The sequence below is a fragment of the Aurantimicrobium minutum genome, from assembly GCF_029892845.1.
In the GTDB taxonomy this organism is placed as follows: Bacteria; Actinomycetota; Actinomycetes; order Actinomycetales; family Microbacteriaceae; genus Aurantimicrobium; species Aurantimicrobium minutum_B.
This window is the reverse complement of record NZ_JARXVT010000005.1, coordinates 15,839-36,113: the sequence shown is the minus strand read 5'-3', so window position 1 is coordinate 36,113 and position 20,275 is coordinate 15,839. Positions and strand designations below refer to the sequence as shown.

Below are 20,275 nucleotides of genomic sequence, written 5' to 3'. Positions count from 1 at the left end.
TGACGTTCTTGCTCTAGACAGCTGGAACGAGCTGTAAACGCATCGAGTCCACACGTTCAGAGAAGATGCTCTGCTGAGCCCACTTGTTTGAGAGTGATCGCACGACGCGCTCCACTTCGTTTTGTTCCAGGCTTGGTGGCAGAACTACCTGAACAACGAGTTCTTCATCAAAGCCACGGGCATCAGGATCACCCGAGGTGAGGCGAATCGCTTTCACGAAGGGTTCGTCCTCAATGGATTCGTTGAACACCTGCTGCAACATGGGGTCAATCTGGTTGGGAACCCAGGGGGTTCCCTTCGCAATCGCCTCAACAGCAGGGCGACGCAAGACAATCTCAGTGGAACTCTGAGGATCAACAACCATCCACTGTGCACCGTCAGCAGCAGCTGCCAGCGCAGCACGACGTGCTTCAACAGGTACGGGACGTGCTTCTGGCTTCCACTTCTGCATAGCCTCGACGGAGGTAAACACAGGGAGGACTTTCTGGCCAGTGGGGCCAGCGACTGTAACAATTGCGAGCTCTTGAGTTTTGTCGACGACAAGCCCTGCAGCGTTCACTCCCACATCGCCAGCTTCTGCAAGCAAGGGAACAAGGAAACGGGAGACACGAAGTGCATCCACCACGTTCATGTGGCGACCAGCACGCTCTTCAGAGTCCAGAGGCAGGCCATGGAAGGCATCAAGAGCGAGCTTGAGGTGCTCAGGAGTGGTGCCATCATCGTCTGCGAAGGGGTTCTCTTCGAACTCGCGACCTTCCCAGGGCTGTCCAGCAGAATCGGCGCTGTCCGAGGAGCCGAACATGTGACCGTCGTGGTTGTGTGACATGGTGTGTCCTAGTTGTAGGCGACCGCGATGGCCTGTTCCAGCGTGAACTTCTGAGCATAGAGTGCCTTGCCCACAATGGCACCTTCAACACCGATTGGCACGAGTGAGCGCAGCGCAACCAAGTCATCCAAGCTGGCAATGCCACCTGATGCCACAACAGGCTTACCGGTCTTCTCCGTAATCGCTGTCAAAAGCTCGAGGTTGGGACCGTTGAGCATGCCGTCACGAGTGACATCGGTGACGACGTAACGTGAACACCCAGCATCTTCGAGACGAGCGAGCACATCCCAGAGGTTTCCACCTTCTTCGGTCCAGCCACGAGCTGCAAGAGTTTCACCGCGCACGTCCAAACCGACAGCAATCTTGTCGCCAAAGCGTTCAATAGCTGACGCTGCCCATTCTGGGTTCTCTAAAGCTGCAGTGCCCAGGTTCACGCGGGTAGCACCGCTTTCCAAAGCATTCTCAAGCGAGGCGTCATCGCGAATACCACCGGAGAGCTCAATCTTGACGCCAGGAACCTCGACAATCACGCGGCGCAGCAAGGCGCGGTTTTCACCGCGACCGAATGCTGCGTCGAGATCGACGAGGTGAATCCATTCAGCACCCTGACGGGCCCAGTCTGCTGCAGCATCAACAGGGTCACCGAAGTCTGTCTCTGTGCCGAGAGCACCTTGAGTCAGGCGCACAGCCTTGCCCTCAGCAACGTCAACAGCGGGCAGCAGCTCAAGAATAGGCGCAGACATGAGGGTATATTCCTTAGTTTTTAGAGAGTCTCGAGCCAGTTGCGCAGCAGCTGAATACCTGCTTCGCCCGACTTTTCAGGGTGGAACTGGGTAGCAACAAGTGGGCCATTTTCCACAGCAGCAATGAAGCGCTGCCCATGTTCAGCCCACGTCACTGAGGGCTTGGGGAAGGGAGGAATGACATCGAGGTTCCACTCGGTCACGCCATAGGAGTGCACGAAGTAGAAGCGTTCATTCTCAATGCCCTTGAACAGCTGCGAGTTCTCGCCCACCTCAACGGTGTTCCAACCCATGTGGGGAAGGACAGGTGCATCGAGCTTGTGCACGGTTTCGTCCCACTCGCCCAGTCCAGGAGTTTCCACGCCGCCTTCGAGGCCGTTGGCAAACATCACCTGCATGCCCACACAAATACCCATCACAGGGCGACCACCAGCAAGGCGGCGCTCAATGATCTCGCCACCATCAACAGCATTCAACGCTTCCATGACGGCAGCAAATGCTCCCACACCTGGAACAAGCAGACCATCAGCTTCAGCGCACTTTGTTTTGTCGCGCGTCAGTTCGACCTTCGCTCCTGCGAGCTCAACCGCTTTGATGGCGGAGTGGATGTTCCCCGTGCCGTAGTCGAAAACAACGACGGACTTTTGGGTCACAGAGCACCCTTAGTGCTGGGGATTCCCTGCACGAGAGGGTCAAGAGCCTTGGCCTGACGGAATGCGCGAGCAAACGCCTTGAATTCAGCTTCAGCAATGTGGTGAGGGTCGCGGCCGTTCAACACAGTGATGTGGGTGGTGAGACCCGCATTGAAGGTGATTGCTTCGAAAACGTGGCGAACCATGGAGCCAGTGAAGTGGCCACCAATGAGGTGGAATTCAAAACCTGCAGGCTCACCTGAGTGAACCAGGAAGGGCCGACCAGAAATGTCCACGACGGCCTGCACGAGTGCCTCATCGAGAGGAACAAGTGCGTCACCGAAGCGGGAAATACCCGCCTTGTCGCCGAGTGCTTCGCGAATAGCGAGACCCAGAGAAATACCAATGTCTTCAACAGTGTGGTGAACATCAATGTGGATGTCACCGGAAGCTTTGACGGTGAGGTCAGACAGAGAGTGCTTAGCAAACGCAGTCAGCATGTGGTCGAAGAACGGAACAGTCGTCTCGATGTTGCTCACACCCGTGCCGTCAAGATTGATCGTGAGTTCAATGCTTGACTCGCTCGTGGTGCGAGAAATGCTCGCAATGCGCGGTGCTGTAGTCATAACACCAGTTTAGTAGGGCTTAGAGAGCCCCATTGATCGAGCCATCGAGGGCAGCAAGTGCGTTCAAGAACTCGGTTGTTTCTGCTTCTGTACCCGCCGTCACACGCAGGTGGTGTGGCATTCCGATGTCACGAATGATGATTCCCTGTGCAAGAAGCTTCTCAAAGACATCCTGTGGATCGCGAACTCCGCCAAAGAGTACGAAGTTCGCACTCGAGGGATAGGGCGTGTATCCGAGGGCTGCCAGCTCAGTGACCAAACGGTCACGCTGAACACGGATGTCATCCACCATGGCCAACATGGCAGGAGTGTGAGCAAGAGCGCCTTCAGCTGCAGCCTGAGTCAATGCAGAGAGGTGATACGGCAAGCGCACCAAGCGCAGAGCGTCTGCGACTGCAGGGTCACCAGCGAGGTAACCCACACGAGCACCTGCAAAAGCAAAGGCCTTACTCATGGTGCGAGAGACAACCAGGCGTGGGCGTCCAGCCAACAAACTCAGAGCTGTGGGCTCACCTTCGGGGGCAAACTCGGCGTAGGCCTCATCGACAAAGACAATTCCTTCGGTGGCGTCATAGGCAGCTGCAATGGTTTCCAATGACACAGGAGTACCAGTGGGGTTATTGGGCGTGCAGAAGAAGACGATGTCGGGCTTGTGCTCTGCAATTGCAGCAACCGCAGTTGCCGGTGAAATCTCGAAGTCAGCATCACGCTGAGCTGGGATCCACTGGGTTCCTGTTCCCGCCGCAATGATCGAGTGCATGGAATAGGTCGGGGGAAAAGCTAGAACCGAACGCCCTGGGCCACCAAATGCCTGCAGGAGCTGCTGAATAACCTCATTTGAGCCATTTGCTGCCCAGATGTTCTCGGCATCCAGACCGTGGCCGAGGTAGTCAGCGAGAGCAACACGAAGGTTGGTGAATTCACGGTCAGGGTAACGGTTGATGCGACCGAGTGCAGTGTGAATGCGCCCCATGATGTCCATTACGACCTGTGGCGGAACGGGGTGCGTGTTCTCGTTCACGTTGAGCTCAACCCGCACGTGTTCCTGGGGAGCGCCATAGGGCTTCATTCCACGCAGGTCATCACGGATAGGGAGATCTTCAAAGCTGGTCACACAACAAGTTTACGGGCGTAGCAAACACACAAATGCCGGCCCCCGAAGGGACCGGCATTCACAGGAAAGGGAATTGAGGTTTTAGTACCCGGCTGGAATCGCAATCTTCTGACCAGCCTGGACTTCTCCGTGGAGCTGGTTGAGGGAGACAATTTCAGCAACAACGTCGCGAGGATCTGCATTCGGTGCGATCTCCTGAGCGAGCTGCCAGAGGCTTTCACCCTGTGCGATGGTGACATAGGTGAAGTCGTTAGAGGCACCTTCAGCAACTGCTGCTGCACCACCGCTGTTGAGAGCGGCGACAAGAGCACCGATCACGAGAGGCAGTGCAACTGCGGCTGTAAGGACACGACGTCCGCGCTTGGTGATGCGAAGACGGGTCTTGGGTTCTGCTGCGGGGAGGAAGTTCACGTAAGTCACGTTGTTAATCTGGTGCGACCCACGGACATTGCCAGCTTCACTGCATGGCTCATCAATGTATTCGGGCTCAACGGGACGGTGGATTGGTGCGGTGAATGCGAGTACTGCGCTCATGAGATTCTCCTTTTCCTTGTGTTTATCTCGAATCGGGCCCTCGGCCGGGAGAACCCGATTCGAAGATATGTTTCGAAGATATATTCGTATTTCTTCAATGTCAAGTACATATTGAAGGTTGTTATGGATAATTCCTCAAGAATCTTCGAATATGTGTTTGTTTTATTGACATTCTTCGAATACTCTTTCGGTATTGAGAAAAGTTCATCACGAGCCACGGACATTCACGTCGGGAAGCTTGGAACTTACCCAACAGAAACGGATAAGCCATGACTGAGTCACCAGCTGGCGAAAGCAAACGACGCAAAGGACTGAGCGCCAAGCAGCAGCTCATCCTTGACGTCATCACTGCCTACATTGATCAGAACAGCTACCCGCCCTCCATGCAGGAGATCGGTGACGCTGTAGGTCTCTCCTCACTGGCGAGTGTCACCTACCAACTTCAGCAGCTTGAACTCGGCGGATACATCCGCCGCGACCCCAAGCTCCCCCGAGCTCTTGAGGTACTTGGTCAAGGCACTGCTGCTCGCACACCAGCACCTGTTGCAGACAACGTCTTCCCCATGGGTGAAGCAGTCCACGTTCCTCTCGTAGGACAGATTGCAGCCGGTGGGCCTATCACTGCTGAGCAGAACACCGAAGACACCATGGCTCTCCCCCGACAGCTTGTTGGCCAGGGTGAACTCTTCATGCTCAAGGTCAAGGGTGAATCCATGATCGACGCTGCTATCTGCGACGGCGACTTTGTTGTGGTTCGTAGGCAGCAAACTGCAGAGAACGGTGACATCGTCGCTGCACTCCTCGATGACGAAGCTACAGTCAAGGTCTTCCGTCAGCGAGATGGTCACACGTGGCTATTGCCCCGTAACAGCAACTACGAGCCCATCCTGGGCGACCACGCCACCATCATGGGCAAGGTCGTCACCGTACTCCGCTCGGTTTAGTCGACACAAACCAAAAGCCCCGCATGCTGAATACAGCGTGTGGGGCCTTTTACGTTGTGATTTAGTTATTGAGCCGACCAAGTACATCCAGAACAGGACCACTCTGGTTGAACGCATACAAGTGAATACCTGGTGCTCCCCCAGCAATGAGCTCCTTGGCCAGACTGGCCGCGTGCTCAACACCAATCTCGCGCTGCCCTTCAGCGGTGGGCTCAATCTCGAGAGCAATCTCAAGATCACTGGGCATCTCTTCGCCCGAGATCTCAATCATGCGGCGCAGACGACCCGGACTAATCACGGGCATGATTCCCGGAATGATGGGCATGGTGAGGCCTGCTTCTTTCGCCTTCTGCGCAAAAGAAAGATAGTCATCAGCGTGGAAGAAGAGCTGTGTGATGGCCAGGTTGGCACCAGCAGCTTCCTTAGCCAGAAGAACATCAATGTCTTGAGTCTTGGAACGTGACTGTGGGTGGCCGTTAGGGAATGCAGCAACGCCAATACGAACAAACTCACGCTTTTGGCTCAGGCGGGTAGCACCTGCATGCCAGCGGGGTTCTTCTTCAAAGACGAATGGCTCGCGCTCGGCCTGAACGCGGTGAATGAGCTGGGTGAGCTCTGCGGCACTCCCTAGGTCTCCGAGGAAGTTCTCGCCCTCTTGTGTGCCCTCTGGAGCGTCTCCACGCAGGGCAAGGAATGAACGCACGCCTGCATCAAGAAAAGTCCTGACAAGCTCATTGGCGCCCTGGTAGGACTCGGCGACACAGGTGAGGTGGGCCATGGGCTCCACGTCAGTGTTCGCGAGAATGAACTTCACGCAGTCCAAGGTGGCATCACGGGAAGAACCACCCGCGCCATAGGTGACAGAGATGAAATCTGGGCCAGAGGCAGCCAGCTCAAGAATGGTGCGCTGAAGTGCTTCTTGGAGCTCAGGTTTGCGGGGCGGATAGACCTCGAACGAAAAGGGCACGCCAATGTTGAGCTCAGAAGAGCTAGAGGCAGGTGCGTTACTCATCGATATTCCTCGGGTCACAATTCGCATGAAGGATAAACAGGATGGTTATCCGCGAAGCGTGGGCCGGGCTCGGCAGTCGCTTACTCACCAGTGATGGCGATAAAGAAATATTAGCAGGGCGAGTTATGCAGTGCGTTCTTCAGGCTCATCAACGATGGCAGATGCCAAGCGAGGAATGATGGTGGGCGCTGCGTTCTCGCTCACACACTCTGCCGTGATGATGACCTTAGAGATCTGATCTGTTGAGGGAACCTCGAACATGATTGGACCGAGGACGTTCTCCAAGATTGCACGGAGGCCACGAGCACCGGTCTGGCGAACGACTGCCAAGTCAGCAATGGCATCCAGAGCTGCAGGCTCAAACTCAAGCTCCACATCATCGAGAGCAAACATGCGCTGGTATTGCTTGACCAGGGCATTCTTAGGCTCGGTCAATATGTCGATGAGGGCACTTCGGTCCAATGGCGACACCGTGGCAATAACAGGCAGACGACCAATGAACTCAGGAATCAGACCAAACTTGTGGAGGTCTTCAGGAAGAACCTCAGCAAAGAAGTCGCGTGCTTCGTCCTTGCTCTGCAAGGGAGCTCCGAAGCCGATACCGGTCTTGCCCGCACGGGACTGAATGATGTCTTCCAGACCTGCGAACGCACCAGCAACAATGAACAGCACGTTGGTGGTGTCCAACTGAATGAATTCCTGGTTGGGGTGCTTACGACCACCCTGTGGTGGAACAGAAGCAATCGTTCCTTCAAGGATCTTCAGCAGTGCCTGCTGAACACCTTCACCGGACACGTCGCGTGTAATCGAAGGGTTCTCAGCCTTGCGGGAGATCTTGTCGATTTCATCGATGTAGATGATGCCCTGCTCAGCACGCTTCACGTCAAAGTCAGCGGACTGGAGGAGCTTCAGGAGAATGTTTTCGACGTCTTCACCGACATAACCGGCTTCCGTCAGCGATGTTGCATCTGCAACAGCGAACGGAACGTTCAGACGACGAGCAAGAGTTTGAGCGAGGTAGGTCTTTCCACAACCGGTGGGACCAATGAGAAGAATGTTGCTCTTGGCAATCTCAACTTCGTTGGCCTTGTCCTCGGCGGTCTTGACACCCTCACCTGCGCGCACGCGCTTGTAATGGTTGTAGACCGCAACCGAGAGAGCCTTCTTAGCAGGCTCTTGGCCAATGACGTATTCCTCAAGGAAGGCAAAGATTTCGCGGGGCTTAGGCAGATCGAAATCTGCGATGATGCCCTCTTCATTGGCTTCCGCCAGACGTTCTTCAATGATCTCGTTGCAGAGTTCAACACACTCATCACAGATGTAGACGCCAGGGCCCGCAATCAGCTGAGCTACCTGCTTCTGGCTTTTGCCACAGAAGGAGCACTTGAGCAGGTCAGCGCTTTCGCCGATACGTGCCATGGTCAACTCCTTAGAACGTCTGTTTTATGAGACATTCGAGCCTAACCCGAACCACAGACCTTCCCGTTCACCTGTGGATTTGGGTGTCGGCGTGCCGAAATGCAGAAAACCCCGACCGAAGCCGGGGTTTTCTCTGAATTTCTTCAAATTACGCGGTGATGACAGCGTTCTTACGCGAGGTCAGAACCTGGTCGATCAGACCATACTCGAGTGCTTCTGCAGCCGAGAGGATCTTGTCGCGGTCGATGTCCTTGTTGACCTGCTCGATCGAGCGGTTGGAGTGCTTAGACAGGGTCTCTTCCAACCATTCACGCATGCGCATGATTTCCTTGGCCTGGATTTCGATATCCGAAGCCTGGCCACGTCCACCATCGCCAGCTGAAGGCTGGTGAATGAGTACTCGAGCGTTAGGAAGTGCCAAACGCTTACCGGGAGCACCAGCTGCCAACAGCACAGCTGCAGCGGAAGCTGCCTGGCCGAGGCAGACAGTCTGAACCTGGGGGCGGATGTACTGCATGGTGTCGTAGATTGCGGTCATCGCGGTGAACGAGCCACCGGGAGAGTTGATGTACATCACGATGTCGCGGTCAGGGTCCTGGCTCTCCAGAACGAGAAGCTGAGCCATGACGTCATCAGCAGATGCGTCATCGACCTGAACACCGAGGAAGATAATGCGGTCTTCGAACAGCTTGGCGTAGGGGTCCTGGCGCTTGTAACCGTAAGCGGTGCGCTCTTCAAAAGTAGGAAGTACGTAACGGCTCTCAAAGTTAGGAATAGTCATAATAAGTCCTCGTATCTTTTCCGGCGCTTACGCAGTCTTGGTTCCGCCGCCACCAGCGACGTCGCTTGCGGATGCACGAACGTGGTCAACAAAGCCATACTCGAGAGCCTCCTGAGCGGTGAACCAACGGTCGCGGTCACCATCAGCGTTGATCTGCTCAACGGTCTTGCCCGTCTGTGATGCAGTGATCTCTGCCAAGCTCTGCTTCATCGAGTTGATGAGGGCCGCCTGAGTCTGAATGTCAGAAGCGGTTCCACCGAAGCCACCGTGGGGCTGGTGGAGGAGAACACGAGCGTTGGGGGTGATGTAACGCTTGCCCTTAGTTCCTGAAGTCAGCAACAGCTGGCCCATGGAAGCAGCCATGCCGATACCGACAGTCACGATGTCGTTGGGCACGAACTGCATGGTGTCGTAGATCGCCATACCGGCAGTAATCGAACCACCCGGAGAGTTGATGTAGAGGTAAATGTCCTTCTCGGCATCTTCTGCGGCAAGAAGCAACATCTTCGCGCAAATCTCGTTGGCGTTGTCGTCACGCACGTCTGAGCCCAACCAAATGATGCGGTCCTTCAGAAGACGCTCAAACACATTGTTCGGCATTACCATTTCGGCCATGTCAGCTCCATTTCAACAACCACGAGACATTTCTCTTGCGGTGTTTCGAATCTAGCGGAGCAAACACGCTCAACACGGCAGTGTTCGCCTCAGGCGGAGTGGCGTTCGCCCACAGCGACGCGTTAACGACATCAGGCCTCCACAAGGAGGTGGAGGCCTGACTACCCAATGAGGCGTTGGGGGTCTAGTCGAATATTTCGCTCAACCAGTTCTTAGGTCGCTTTTGATAACCCTGGTTGTAGTTGTCATATCGAGGCTGTGGAGCATCCAAGCGCGGAGCAGCTGCTGCAGAAGGAGCACTGGCAGTGACGGAACGTTCAAGGATCTTGTCTAATTCACCGCGGTCTAACCAGACTCCGCGGCATTGAGGGCAGTAGTCGATTTCGACACCTGCACGGTCAGACATGACCAGTGTTGCGCCGTCAGTTGGACAGTTCATGCATAGCTCCCGAGAAAGTTGTGGATGTCTTCACAGTTAATCAAGCGAAACTGAGAAATAGCAGGTAGCTACCTGAGAATAACCGGCGAGTATGCTCGAATCATGACTCCGCTCCTGACTGCTGCGCTCGCCGGTTTAGGTTTCGGACTCTCACTGATCGTGGCCATTGGTGCACAGAACGCCTTCGTTCTGCGCCAGGGACTGCGCAAAGAACACGTCTTTGTCATCGTGGCCATCTGCGCTGTTTCAGATGCCCTGCTGATTGCTTTGGGCGTCGCCGGACTTGGCGCGATCATTCAACAGCTCGAGTGGCTCCTGCTTCTGATCGAACTCGTAGGCGGGTTGTTCCTGTGCACCTATGGCGTGATGGCAGCAAAGCGCGCATGGAAACCAGAAGTTCTCACCACAGACACCGGCGGTAAAGCAGTCAGCCTCAAGGTTGCTGCCGGAACAGCATTAGCGCTGACGTACCTGAACCCCCACGTATATCTCGACACTGTTCTACTCTTGGGATCCATTGCTGGCACCTATGAAGCAAACCGCTGGTGGTTTGCCGCAGGCGCCATGCTCGGCAGCGTGATCTGGTTCAGCACCCTGGGCTTCGGAGCACGTCTGCTCGACCCCGTCTTCAAGAAGCCTTCAGCATGGCGCGTGCTTGACGCGATCATTGCCGTAGTGATGTTCACCCTGGGTATGAGCCTCTTAGTGAGTTTTGTTCAGCACCTACTGGGCTAGAACGTAGATAAACGCTTCAACCTTGCCTGAAGAAGTAGCCACTTCGGTGAGCACTCTCGCATAAGCGGGACCTTCAAAATCATCTAGACGTTCGAGATGTTCTGAGAGCTGCTCACTCTCCAACACATCGACAGAAACCTCTGGACCTGTTGGATCAAGAACTATCGCGGGGAAACCGAGATCAGCACCCCAGCCAGCGTCATGCAAAAAGCCACGCACAGAACCTGTTGACCAGTTCCCGTCAATCATCGAAAGGTGATGATGGTTGGGTTTACCTGGCCCCAATGTTCCATACGTGGCTAAACGCATAAAAGTGTGAAGAACTAGTCCTTCTTTGCTGCGGGCTTCTTAGCAGCAGGCTTCTTCTCAGCAGGTGCCTTCTCAGCCTTGGCGGGCTTCTCAGCCTTCTTGTCTTCTACGAGAGCGAATGCGCTCATGTCGACAGCCTTGCCCTTGGTGTCGACAACCTTGGCCTTGCCCAAGATGATGCTGACAGCCTTGTTACGGGCAACTTCAGCAACCATGGAAGCGATCTGGTTGTTTTCGGTGAGAATCTTGGCGAACTCGGAAGGATCCATCTGGTACTGCATTGCACCCTGGATGATGTACTGAGTGAGCTCGTCCTGGCTAACCTGAACGTCTTCTGCTTCAGCAATCGTGTCAAGCAAGATCTGAGTTGCGAACAGAGTCTGTGACTCTTCGATGACCTCTGCACGGTGCTTGTCATCTTCGAGACGACCCTCACCCTCGAGGTGGCGGTGCACCTCGTCATCGATAACTGCCTGAGGAACTTCAATCTTTGCTTCAGCAACAAGCTGAGCAACGAGCTTCTCGCGTGCTTCACGAGCCTGAACTGCAACCTTGCGCTGCTCTGCCTGAGCCTTGAGGCTTTCGGTCAGCTCTGCGATGGTGTCGAATTCAGAAGCGATCTGAGCGAAGTCATCGTCAGCCTTGGGAAGCTCGCGCTCCTTGACAGCAGTAACGGTGACAGCAATCTGTGCCTTCTCACCTTCGTGGTCGCCACCAAGCAGGTTGGACTCGAAGGTGGTGGACTCACCAGCGGTGAGAGAGTCAATAGCTTCATCGATACCCTCGATGAGCTCGCCCGAGCCAACCTCGTAGGAGATGGACTGAGCAGTGTCAACCTCGGTGCCACCAATGGTTGCAACCAGGTCAAGCTGAGCGAAGTCGCCCTTCTTAGCTGGACGGTCAACGGTGACGAGGGTGCCGAAGCGGCTACGCAGCTCGTCGAGTTCCTTCTGAACGTCTTCCTTGGACACGGCAGCTGCTTCAACTTCAACGGTGATTCCGTCGAGCTTGGGAAGCTTAACCTCGGGACGAACATCAACCTCGATGGTGACTACCAGGTCACCGGTGAAGTCCTTCTCGGCTGGCCAGGTGGTGATGTCTGCTTCGGGGCGACCCATGGGGCGCACCTTCTCGTCGACGACTGCTTGGCGGTAGAAACCTTCGAGGCCTTCGTTCACAGCGTGCTCGAGCACAGCCATGCGACCAACGCGCTGGTCGATCAGTGCCGCAGGTGCCTTGCCCTTGCGGAAGCCGGGGATGTTGAGGGATTCAGCAATGTGCTCGTAGGCGTGCTTGATTGCTGGCTTCAGCTCATCTGCGGCCACCGTGATGGTGAGCTTTGCGCGAGTGTTGCTGAGTTTTTCGACCTTAGTCTTCACGAAGGGGTACTCCTGCTTGTGATGGTGATGGATCTGGATGTGGTCGGGGCGACAGGATTCGAACCTGCGACCTCCCGCTCCCAAAGCGGGCGCTCTAGCCAAGCTGAGCTACGCCCCGGTCTTGCACTGAAGTTATTCATGAAAGAAACTCAAGCAAGGCCGGTATTCGCCGAGGCGAAATGACCGAGTACCACTCTAACGTATAAGATAGGTCGAGTGCCCCGCGCCAACTGGTTGTGGGCAGCACGGGGATGTAGCTCAATGGTAGAGCCTCAGTCTTCCAAACTGATCACGCGGGTTCGATTCCCGTCATCCCCTCCAAACACAGAAAATCCCCCGGAATTCCGGGGGATTTTTGGCTTTATCTCGCAGGGGGAACGAATATTCTCAACTCTCTCACTCTCACAAAATCGAGAAACGTGATATTTAACCCCACTCTCCTGAGTCATCAACAGAGACAGCAAACAGTGCATCTCTAACAAGCAATTGTGCGTTCAGAGTAAGCGAAGGAGAATTTTCTCCGATGCTATTCAACGCAGTTTCTACCCAATCGAAAGAATCCCAGAGATCGAAAAGGTCAACAGGAACCCCTCGGCCGTCTCGCCAGCCACGCGCAAGAAGAATGTCCAAGATCTCGTCACGACTACATTTGAGCGTCTGCTCCGAGCCCACATACAACAAAAAGAGAGCAGTGACCGTCGCTTCAAATTCGCTTGTATCGAGGACAAGAGTTCGAGCCAATTCAGCCCACAAGAGATCTGGAGCTGAAGCTAACGTCTTGCCAAGCCTGCTGACTTTTAACGAATTTTTATATTTTCGAAGTAGTCCGATGTCTTTCAAGTAGTGACGGAAAAATAGAACTGGCGGCGTATTCACTTCACGTTCTATGGGAAATGTCCATTGACGCATCTCTGGCAATAATCCAGCAAGCGCCTTGACTTCTGCTGGCCTAATATATCCAGCCGGCGTGAGATCTAACCCACGCATATTTGCTTCCCTCAATACCCACAGATGTGGTGCGAGTGCTTGTTCTAGATCTGCAGGCGATTGGAGAAATGTCCGAGCAATAAAGCTTTGTAGACGCCTTTTGAGTGAATCTTTGAGCTCTGACTCTGGCAAGCCCTTGAGGATTCCATTCAGCGCTGGGTGAATACTCAAGACAAAATTTTGGCCTGTCTCGTCTTCTCTCACGATTTTCCAGTCAGTTGAGTCGTCATGTTTTTCACAACTATGTCAAACGTTACTGGCGCATTCCCTCGACGGGTGAAATTTTTTCACAAGAAACTAGATATTTCTCTGTCTTTTGTTCCCACTGTCCGTGGGCTATGCTCGACTATTCGAATATATATTCGAGCAGCAGGAGGGGATCCAGATGGCAACGCCAACACCAGAGTTAGTGGTTCGACCACTCTCGGGAGAGTCACTCCCGGCAATTCTGGCTGCCTCCACTGCAGTTCAAGCAGGTTTCCCCTCCCCCGCGCAAGATTATTTTGATGGCCGAGTAGACCTCAACACTCACTTGATCAAAGACGTGAACTCCACCTTCATCGTGCGAGTTGCCGGCGACAGTATGAAAAATGCTGGCATCAGCGATGGTGATGAAGTCATCGTGGATCGAGCCCTGACACCTCGCGACGGTGACGTCGTGGTGGCAGTGCTCGACGGTGAACTGACCCTCAAGCGGCTCTACATTCGCTCTGAACGCGTTCTTTTGAAAGCAGAGAATCCTCGCTTTCCCGATATTGCCGTGGACACCTTGAGTGAACTCACCATTTGGGGTGTTGTCACCAGGTGCCTCCACCATGTTTGATTCAGCTTCTCTGCCCGAATCTCAGCGCCGCATTGCCTTAGTTGACGTCAACAGTTTCTTCGCCTCCTGCGAGCGCGTCTTTGACCCCAGCCTGGAAGGCAAGCCTGTTGTGGTGCTCTCCAACAACGACGGCTGTGTGGTGGCACTGAGCAAAGAAGCCAAGGCCCTCGGCGTGAAGATGGGCATCCCCTGGTTCAAGATCTCTGCCTGGGCACCGTCCGTAGGCCTGGTGGCCAAGTCCTCCAACTACGAGCTCTATGGCGACCTGTCCTCCCGCGTGATGAGCATCCTGCATGAGTTCTCCGCTCACGTCGAGGTCTATAGCGTCGACGAAGCATTCCTCGAGGTCAAGGGAACGCCCGAGGAACTCGTTGCCCTGGGCTATGAGATCAAAGCTGCTATTCAAAACAAGCTGGGCTTACCCGTCTGCGTGGGCATTGGCCGCTCCAAGACCCAGGCCAAGCTGGCTAATAGCGGGGCAAAGAAATCTGCTGGGCTGAATGGCGTGTGTAATCTCGACACCTTCTCCCCCGAACACATTGACCGGATTATGGAAGCCCTGCCAGTGGACAACATCTGGGGCATTGCCAGGCGTCTGAGTAAGCGCCTGAACAGCATGGGCATCCACACCATCAAAGACCTCAGAGATGCGGACCCGGTCCGCATCAAGAAGAAGTTTGGCGTGGTGGTGCAGCGCTCGCTCTATGAGCTGCGCGGTATTGACTGCATCAAGCTCGAAGGTGAGCGTTTAGTGAAGAACCAAGTGATGTATTCCCGCAGCTTCGCCACCCCTGTGACCACGCGTAAGCAGATGGAAGAGGTTCTGGCGGTCTATGCCCAGAGAGTCAGTAAACGCCTGCGTAAGCAGGGTTCTGTGGCCGGAGCATTGACCTGCTTTGCCGGTACGTCCCGCTTTGCCAATGAACCCTTCCACTCCCCCTACAGAAACGCCGTGTTCTCGGTTCCCACCAATGATCCGGTGGAGATTCTCAAAGCAGCAAGCTCTGTTCTCTTGGAATGCGTTGAGGATGGCAGGAAGTATGTGCGGGCAGGAATCATGTTGCATGACGTCAGTCCCAAGACCTCCCACCAATATCTCGACCTGTTCACTCCCGTTCATGAGAGCAGACAGCTCGGTGAAGTGCTAGATACCGTGATGGAGAAGCACGGCGCCTTCAGCATTGGCTTAGGCGCCGCCGGCTTTAAATCCCCACGTCACTGGGAGATGAAGCGAGAGATGCTCTCCTTACGCGCCACCACCCGCTGGGATGAGCTCGCGACCGTTCACGCTCGTTAGCGGAAGAAGTTACCGAGAAAGTTAATAACTCCAACGACAAACGTGCCGATAATTCCGGGGCTGGACATGGCGCCATCATCTTCCATGGCCTCTTCGATGTTGAGATCATCATCGAGTTCTTCGTTCTTTTTCACAATGCCCCCTGCGGAAAGCCTAGGTGCTCGGAAGGAAAAATGGAGTTGGAAAGATTAATGAAACAAGTGGGAAATGAAGTTCATGACATAAACAAATCCTTCAACAATCGTTGACCACACGAGGTTGTTTCCCTCATCGGTAGATTTCTTACGATTTTTCTTCATAATTCCCCCCTCAACACGAATTCTAGGAACTACTGCGTCCCCGCCGTAATACCCCGCACCAAGGTGCGCTGGAAGAACAAGAAAACGAGCAGGGATGGCAGCGCGGCAAGAACACTGGCTGCGGCGATGAGCTCACCAGGAGCCCCACCGAACTGGCCATAGTTCACCATTGAGATAGCCAACGGAACAGTCTGACTTTCGGTATCAGGCAACAGCAGGAGCGTGAGCAAGTACTCATTCCAGTTGTTCACGAACAGAAGCAGAGCAACGGTCAACACCGTGGGGGTCATCAGCGGAAGCACCACCTTCCACATCACCTGCCACTTGTTGGCGCCATCGATCTCTGCAGCTTCAGCAAGTGAGGAAGGGATGTGATTCATGACGTTGGCAAGGAGGAAGATGGCGAATGCGCTGCCAATAATTCCTAACGGCATGATGAGGAACCCGACACTGCCATATTGACCGGTCATCTTGGATAGCAAGTAGATGGGGAATGCGACCGACTCAACAGGGAGCAGGAAGATCAAGACACTCAATGTGATGACAACAGGACGCAGACGATGCTTGCCCACGCTCACGGCATAAGCGACCGGAAACGCCAGCAACAGGCTGATGAGTACCGCACCAATGCTGATGGTGAAGGAGTTGAGGATCTTCTGGCCGATATTGATACCGCCAAAGAACATTTCAAAGTTCTTCCACGCAATCTCTGTGGGCAGGTCTAGGAAACCACTGGTGGAGAAGTCCTGGCTGCTCTTGAGTGATGCCAAAACCACCATGATGACCGGGAGTAACCAGATAGCGGCAATTGCAATCACAAGCAACACAACGAGGCTGCGAGGGAGGCGAGAAAGTGCTTTACGCATCACGCTTCACCACCCGTGCTCGAAGTCGAACAATCAGGAATGTGATTCCCAACATGCCACCAATGATGAGCGCCAACGTTGTCACAAGAGCGGAACCAATCCCCACAGATGCTCCGCCAAAGAAACTATCGATGGCAAAGGTGGCAGGAGAGGTGGTGCTGGAATAGGGGCCACCACCGGTGAGATAGAAGACAGGGGCAAAGACTTTGAGCGCGCCGACGGTCAAGAACAACAACACAACAAAAGCTTCTGGTCGCAGTGAGGGTCCCGTGATCCAACGCAGACGCTGCGTCCAATTCGCGCCATCAAGTTGTGAAGCTTCCAAAATGGAGGGATCCAGCCTAGATAGCCCCGCCAAGAAGACCACATAGGCAAAACCAGTTTGAAGCCAGAGCATGAACGCGGAAACAGCAAGTAATGCAGTGTCCGGTTCTCGCAACCATTCTTGAGTGAGTGAACCCAAACCCAGCCCATCAAGGAGTGAGTTGAGGGCACCGCCTGAACCATCCAGCATCCACATCCAGATCATTCCCGAAACAGCGATGGGAACAATCTGCGGCAGAAAGAATCCGGTGCGCGCAACGGGCACCAGCTTGGAACCAAATCTGCCCACGAAAGCGTCATAGGTGGCGACGGCGAGAACTAAACCAAAAGCAGTAGGTAGCAAGGAGAACGGAATCACATAAAACGCGGCGTGAGACCAGGACTCCCAGAAATCCTTGTTTTCAAAAATGATTCGGAAGTTATCAAAACCAACCCATTTGGCAGGCCCATAACCTGGCCACTTGAGCAAGCTGATGCCGACGTTCCAAAAGAACATGCCAAAGAAAAACAGGACGAGTACGGCTACGCCTGGGTAGAGAAACCAGCCATATCCTCGTTGTCGCTGAGCGACCTGTCCTCGCAATGCCATGAGTTAGAGGGCGTTGTGAGTGAAGCGACCACCGAGCAGTGTGGCAGCCACAGGCATTGTTCGAAGCTCGTCAACCGAGGCATATAGGGGGTCAATATCGACAACACACAGGTCAGCGCGCTGCCCCACAGCAATTCGGGTTCGCGCAGAGGCATCTAATGCTGCTTGGGGCTCGATGCGCTGCTCGGGATGCCAGGGTTCACGCGTATCGCGGGTGCGCTCCACCGCAGTCGCAATTGCAAACCATGGATCGAGCGGGGCAACGGGAGCGTCTGACCCCATCGAGAGCTTGACTCCTGCATCCAGCATGGAGGCGAAGGGGAAGCACCGGTCGGTGCGACCAGCCCAGAGGACGTCTGCCACATCCCTGTCATCCATCGCGTGCTCCGGCTGCACAGATGCAGTAATTCCCAGATCAGCAAAACGTTGAATATCTTCCCAAGCCAAAAGTTGGGCGTGCTCGATCGTTCCTTCACAACCCACTTCTTCGAAAGCATTGAGGGCAAAGGTGTTCGCATCATCACCGATGGCGTGAATGGAGCAGTTGATCCCGCCCGAGCTGGCTTTAGTCATCAAAGTAACCAGGTCGTCGTAAGAGGTGTTGAGCATGCCACGGGCATGCTTTCCTGTCAGTCCTGGGTAAGGGTCATGACAGAACGCGGTGCGCGTGTTGAGTGAGCCATCGGAGATGAGTTTGTAATTACCCATCCGAAGCAATCCTTCGGTAGAGGCAATGGTGTCCCCGGTGCGCAGACCCGTCTCGATCGCACGTTCGAGGTTCTCCGTATAGACGCTGAACTCCACCTGCAGGTAGTCATTACCGTTGCCAATACGTCGACGCCAGTCGGGAAGAATCCAGCCCATCTCGAAGTCAACGATGCCGACAATGCCGCGAGCAGCTGCAACCTTGGACGCTTCCAGAACGGCCTTGTCGAGTTCTTCAGGACTCAGGTCTCCAAGAGAACCCCATATGGCAAAACAGTCGTCTTCCACGAGCAAACCAGTGGGGTGGCCTGCATGGCCTCGAACTTCCAAAGCCTTCGAGTTCAGCCACACGCTGTGACCATCACCTGAGAACAGGTACACCTCTTCGTCTGGACAGGCCTCATCCAGAATGCTGAAGTGAGGATCTTCTTCCCACAAGCTTCCACGCCACCCGAAACCAACCATGGTTCCAGGGTGAGTTTCATGACGAGCCTTGACGCGCTCCCCCACTTCACGTGCAGAGCCGACTCCTTCAAGGTTCAAACGCTGCAACAACATGGACCACGAAGTGAAGTGGGTGTGGGTATCCCACATCCCTGGAATCAGGAAGCGACCACCGAGATCGATGGTTTCACCTGCCGGGTCAAAGTCGAGGCTAATAGCCCCGGTAGCGCCCACGAATTGAATATCACTGATGACGCCATCAGTGATGACCACATTGATCAAGCTGCCAATCAGGCCGCGTTCACCAGGGATTCGAGCATTAGTGAGGGTGAGCTGCATGGCTCAAGTTTGGCACGAAGGACACCAATAAAGCTTGCGGTTTGCCATCTCATCGAGACGAATATTCGTGCCGCAGGTAAGGCAGGGCAAACCTTCACGTTTGTAAACCCAGTGGCGGTCAGCACGGTTAGCCATAGCCTTGCGCCAGGCGTCGCCCGTGAGCCCATCTTTGGTCATCATTTGCCCGGTCTGAACTCCGATGTCCAAGAGATAAACCCAGTCCCGCCACAGCGCCCAGGCCTCATCTTCGGTGATGAGTTTGCCGGTGCGATAGGGGTCAATACCCGCACGGAAAAGCATCTCAGCACGATAGACGTTTCCAATACCTGCCACCACAGATTGGTCCATCAACAACAGTCCAATTGCGGTGTTCTTCTTGCGAATGGCGTCAACGAATCTCTGGCCCGCCGCATCACTGGGGTCCCGCTGAGGATCTGGACCTAGCCGGTCCAACACAACATCAACTTGTTCCTGTGTCAGTACTTCACATGCGGTGGGACCGCGGAGATCTGCACAGACCGTTTCGGTCAGCAGGCGAACGCGGACTTGACCAATGGGCTCAGGTGGAAAAACATTCGCAGTATCTAGTGCTGATTCTTTCTCAGCTTCTGCCATCCGCACCCGCGTCTTGCGTGGTGCACCAATAGAGGTCAGTGAATTCTCGCCGTCGCTATCAAAGACAGTTCCACGCTGATTGGTTTGACCCATCCGGCCGTTAGCCGAGGCAATTGTGGCATCAGCTTGGATATCGCCCGAGAAATCCCAAGCTCCATAAATCCCCAAGTGAATGCGCAGCCAGTGACCTCCGGCGAACCCCATGAACATCTGCTTGCCCACGGCCCACACTTCGATGAGTTCTGTTCCGTTGAGCACAGCCGCACCATCGGCAAAGCGTCCCTGTGGGGACGACACTGCAATGCGGTGTCCGACGAAGTTGCGTTCAAATTGCCGCGCAATGCGGTGAACGGAGTGACCCTCAGGCATGAGCGACTAGTACTTGTCGACGCCTTTGCCCGCAATATCGCCAGTGGTCTCATATTCAGCCAGCTGAGCAATGCGGCGCACGTGACGTTCGTCTCCTGGGAATGGCTCCGCAATAAAGGTGTCGATGAAGCCAACAGCCTCTTCAAGGGTGTGCTGGCGGGCGCCGATAGAAATAACGTTGGCGTTGTTGTGCTCACGAGCCAGCTGAGCAGTTGCTTGGCTCCACACCAAGGCGGCACGAATGCCGTCAACTTTGTTGGCCGCAATTTGCTCGCCATTACCGGAACCGCCAAAGACGATACCGAGAGCGTCAACGCCAACAGACTGGTCGGCAGCGACCGCTGCTGCTGCGTTGATACAGAACGCGGGGTAGTCATCCAACGCGTCATATTCTTTCGGCCCGTGGTCAATGACCTCATGACCGGCTTCGGTCAGGTGGTTCTGAAGGAACTGGCTAAATTCGAGTCCAGCGTGGTCTGTGGCGATGTGAATGCGCATTTCTCGATTTTA

At 54.7% G+C, this 20,275-nt stretch carries 24 protein-coding genes and 2 tRNA genes; 5 read left to right on the top strand and 21 right to left on the bottom strand.

All coding sequences use genetic code 11. The features are described 5' to 3' along the window. Positions 1-13: 13 nt before the first annotated feature. From M2118_RS07265 to M2118_RS07240, 6 genes are all read right to left on the bottom strand, one after another. Positions 14-826 (bottom strand): SseB family protein, encoded by an 813-nt coding sequence (locus M2118_RS07265; RefSeq protein ID WP_280795272.1) that lies wholly within the window; start codon positions 824-826, stop codon positions 14-16. A gap of 8 nt (positions 827-834) precedes the next feature. Beyond that, positions 835-1,569: a bifunctional 1-(5-phosphoribosyl)-5-((5-phosphoribosylamino)methylideneamino)imidazole-4-carboxamide isomerase/phosphoribosylanthranilate isomerase PriA gene (priA, locus tag M2118_RS07260; RefSeq protein WP_280795271.1), complete on the bottom strand. Its 735-nt coding sequence runs from the start codon at positions 1,567-1,569 to the stop codon at positions 835-837. 20 nt (positions 1,570-1,589) lie between these two features. Next, positions 1,590-2,222, bottom strand: coding sequence for an imidazole glycerol phosphate synthase subunit HisH (gene hisH, locus M2118_RS07255; RefSeq protein ID WP_280795270.1), 633 nt, complete (start codon positions 2,220-2,222; stop codon positions 1,590-1,592). Continuing rightward, positions 2,219-2,827, bottom strand: a complete 609-nt coding sequence (gene hisB, locus M2118_RS07250) for an imidazoleglycerol-phosphate dehydratase HisB (protein WP_110233659.1) — start codon at positions 2,825-2,827, stop codon at positions 2,219-2,221. The genes hisH and hisB overlap by 4 nt, the downstream gene beginning before the upstream one ends. A gap of 19 nt (positions 2,828-2,846) precedes the next feature. Next, on the bottom strand, positions 2,847-3,941 hold the full coding sequence (locus M2118_RS07245; RefSeq protein ID WP_280795269.1) for a histidinol-phosphate transaminase: 1,095 nt from the start codon (positions 3,939-3,941) through the stop codon (positions 2,847-2,849). An 81-nt stretch (positions 3,942-4,022) separates the two neighbouring features. After that, positions 4,023-4,475, bottom strand: a complete 453-nt coding sequence (locus tag M2118_RS07240) for a LysM peptidoglycan-binding domain-containing protein (protein ID WP_280795268.1) — start codon at positions 4,473-4,475, stop codon at positions 4,023-4,025. A gap of 269 nt (positions 4,476-4,744) precedes the next feature. On the opposite strand from M2118_RS07240, the gene lexA reads away from it, so the two are divergent. Next, complete coding sequence (gene lexA / locus M2118_RS07235; RefSeq protein WP_280795267.1) at positions 4,745-5,419, top strand: transcriptional repressor LexA; 675 nt, start codon at positions 4,745-4,747, stop codon at positions 5,417-5,419. A gap of 61 nt (positions 5,420-5,480) precedes the next feature. Here lexA and M2118_RS07230 read toward each other — a convergent pair whose 3' ends face one another. From M2118_RS07230 to M2118_RS07210, 5 genes are all read right to left on the bottom strand, one after another. Beyond that, positions 5,481-6,431, bottom strand: a complete 951-nt coding sequence (locus M2118_RS07230) for a methylenetetrahydrofolate reductase (protein WP_280795266.1) — start codon at positions 6,429-6,431, stop codon at positions 5,481-5,483. A 123-nt stretch (positions 6,432-6,554) separates the two neighbouring features. Further along, positions 6,555-7,850: an ATP-dependent Clp protease ATP-binding subunit ClpX gene (gene clpX / locus M2118_RS07225; protein WP_280795265.1), complete on the bottom strand. Its 1,296-nt coding sequence runs from the start codon at positions 7,848-7,850 to the stop codon at positions 6,555-6,557. A 148-nt stretch (positions 7,851-7,998) separates the two neighbouring features. Then, positions 7,999-8,631, bottom strand: coding sequence for an ATP-dependent Clp protease proteolytic subunit (locus M2118_RS07220; RefSeq protein WP_280795264.1), 633 nt, complete (start codon positions 8,629-8,631; stop codon positions 7,999-8,001). Positions 8,632-8,658: 27 nt separating this feature from the next. Beyond that, a complete protein-coding gene (locus tag M2118_RS07215; protein ID WP_280795263.1) occupies positions 8,659-9,246 on the bottom strand; it encodes an ATP-dependent Clp protease proteolytic subunit in 588 nt (195 codons plus the stop codon). Between the two features lie 184 nt (positions 9,247-9,430). Beyond that, a complete protein-coding gene (locus tag M2118_RS07210; RefSeq protein WP_280795262.1) occupies positions 9,431-9,685 on the bottom strand; it encodes a zf-TFIIB domain-containing protein in 255 nt (84 codons plus the stop codon). 102 nt (positions 9,686-9,787) lie between these two features. Between M2118_RS07210 and M2118_RS07205 the strand changes: the two genes are divergently transcribed. Next, positions 9,788-10,420 (top strand): LysE/ArgO family amino acid transporter, encoded by a 633-nt coding sequence (locus M2118_RS07205; RefSeq protein WP_280795261.1) that lies wholly within the window; start codon positions 9,788-9,790, stop codon positions 10,418-10,420. Here the strand turns inward: M2118_RS07205 and M2118_RS07200 are convergent. From M2118_RS07200 to M2118_RS07190, 3 genes are all read right to left on the bottom strand, one after another. Continuing rightward, positions 10,409-10,669 carry a gamma-glutamylcyclotransferase gene (locus M2118_RS07200; protein WP_280795260.1) on the bottom strand — a complete coding sequence of 87 codons (261 nt, stop codon included), beginning with the start codon at positions 10,667-10,669 and terminating at the stop codon, positions 10,409-10,411. The two genes, M2118_RS07205 and M2118_RS07200, sit on opposite strands and share 12 nt — an antisense overlap. 74 nt (positions 10,670-10,743) lie before the next feature. After that, complete coding sequence (gene tig, locus M2118_RS07195; RefSeq protein ID WP_280795258.1) at positions 10,744-12,108, bottom strand: trigger factor; 1,365 nt, start codon at positions 12,106-12,108, stop codon at positions 10,744-10,746. Between the two features lie 40 nt (positions 12,109-12,148). Beyond that, positions 12,149-12,226 (bottom strand) — tRNA-Pro (locus M2118_RS07190). 129 nt (positions 12,227-12,355) lie between these two features. On the opposite strand from M2118_RS07190, the gene M2118_RS07185 reads away from it, so the two are divergent. After that, positions 12,356-12,429 (top strand) — tRNA-Gly (locus M2118_RS07185). A 105-nt stretch (positions 12,430-12,534) separates the two neighbouring features. Here the strand turns inward: M2118_RS07185 and M2118_RS07180 are convergent. After that, the gene (locus M2118_RS07180) at positions 12,535-13,299 is read right to left on the bottom strand and encodes a hypothetical protein (protein WP_280795257.1); all 765 of its coding nucleotides are present in this window, start codon (positions 13,297-13,299) and stop codon (positions 12,535-12,537) included. A gap of 181 nt (positions 13,300-13,480) precedes the next feature. Here M2118_RS07180 and M2118_RS07175 point away from each other — a divergent pair, with 181 nt between their 5' ends. Beyond that, a complete protein-coding gene (locus tag M2118_RS07175; protein ID WP_280795256.1) occupies positions 13,481-13,918 on the top strand; it encodes a LexA family protein in 438 nt (145 codons plus the stop codon). Then, on the top strand, positions 13,911-15,215 hold the full coding sequence (locus M2118_RS07170) for a Y-family DNA polymerase (protein WP_280795255.1): 1,305 nt from the start codon (positions 13,911-13,913) through the stop codon (positions 15,213-15,215). The genes M2118_RS07175 and M2118_RS07170 overlap by 8 nt, the downstream gene beginning before the upstream one ends. Here M2118_RS07170 and M2118_RS07165 read toward each other — a convergent pair. The 6 genes from M2118_RS07165 to M2118_RS07140 form a co-directional block, all read right to left on the bottom strand. Further along, the gene (locus M2118_RS07165) at positions 15,212-15,349 is read right to left on the bottom strand and encodes a hypothetical protein (protein WP_280795254.1); all 138 of its coding nucleotides are present in this window, start codon (positions 15,347-15,349) and stop codon (positions 15,212-15,214) included. The genes M2118_RS07170 and M2118_RS07165 overlap by 4 nt on opposite strands. A 194-nt stretch (positions 15,350-15,543) precedes the next feature. Continuing rightward, complete coding sequence (locus tag M2118_RS07160) at positions 15,544-16,380, bottom strand: carbohydrate ABC transporter permease (protein ID WP_280795351.1); 837 nt, start codon at positions 16,378-16,380, stop codon at positions 15,544-15,546. After that, positions 16,373-17,293, bottom strand: coding sequence for a carbohydrate ABC transporter permease (locus M2118_RS07155; RefSeq protein WP_280795253.1), 921 nt, complete (start codon positions 17,291-17,293; stop codon positions 16,373-16,375). Before M2118_RS07155 ends, M2118_RS07160 begins: the two co-directional genes overlap by 8 nt. Before the next feature lie 3 nt (positions 17,294-17,296). Continuing rightward, positions 17,297-18,781: an amidohydrolase gene (locus M2118_RS07150; protein ID WP_280795252.1), complete on the bottom strand. Its 1,485-nt coding sequence runs from the start codon at positions 18,779-18,781 to the stop codon at positions 17,297-17,299. 3 nt (positions 18,782-18,784) lie between these two features. After that, positions 18,785-19,765, bottom strand: a complete 981-nt coding sequence (locus M2118_RS07145) for an Fpg/Nei family DNA glycosylase (protein WP_280795251.1) — start codon at positions 19,763-19,765, stop codon at positions 18,785-18,787. 6 nt (positions 19,766-19,771) lie between these two features. Then, the gene (locus M2118_RS07140) at positions 19,772-20,263 is read right to left on the bottom strand and encodes a ribose-5-phosphate isomerase (RefSeq protein WP_280795250.1); all 492 of its coding nucleotides are present in this window, start codon (positions 20,261-20,263) and stop codon (positions 19,772-19,774) included. Between the last annotated feature and the right edge of the window lie 12 nt (positions 20,264-20,275).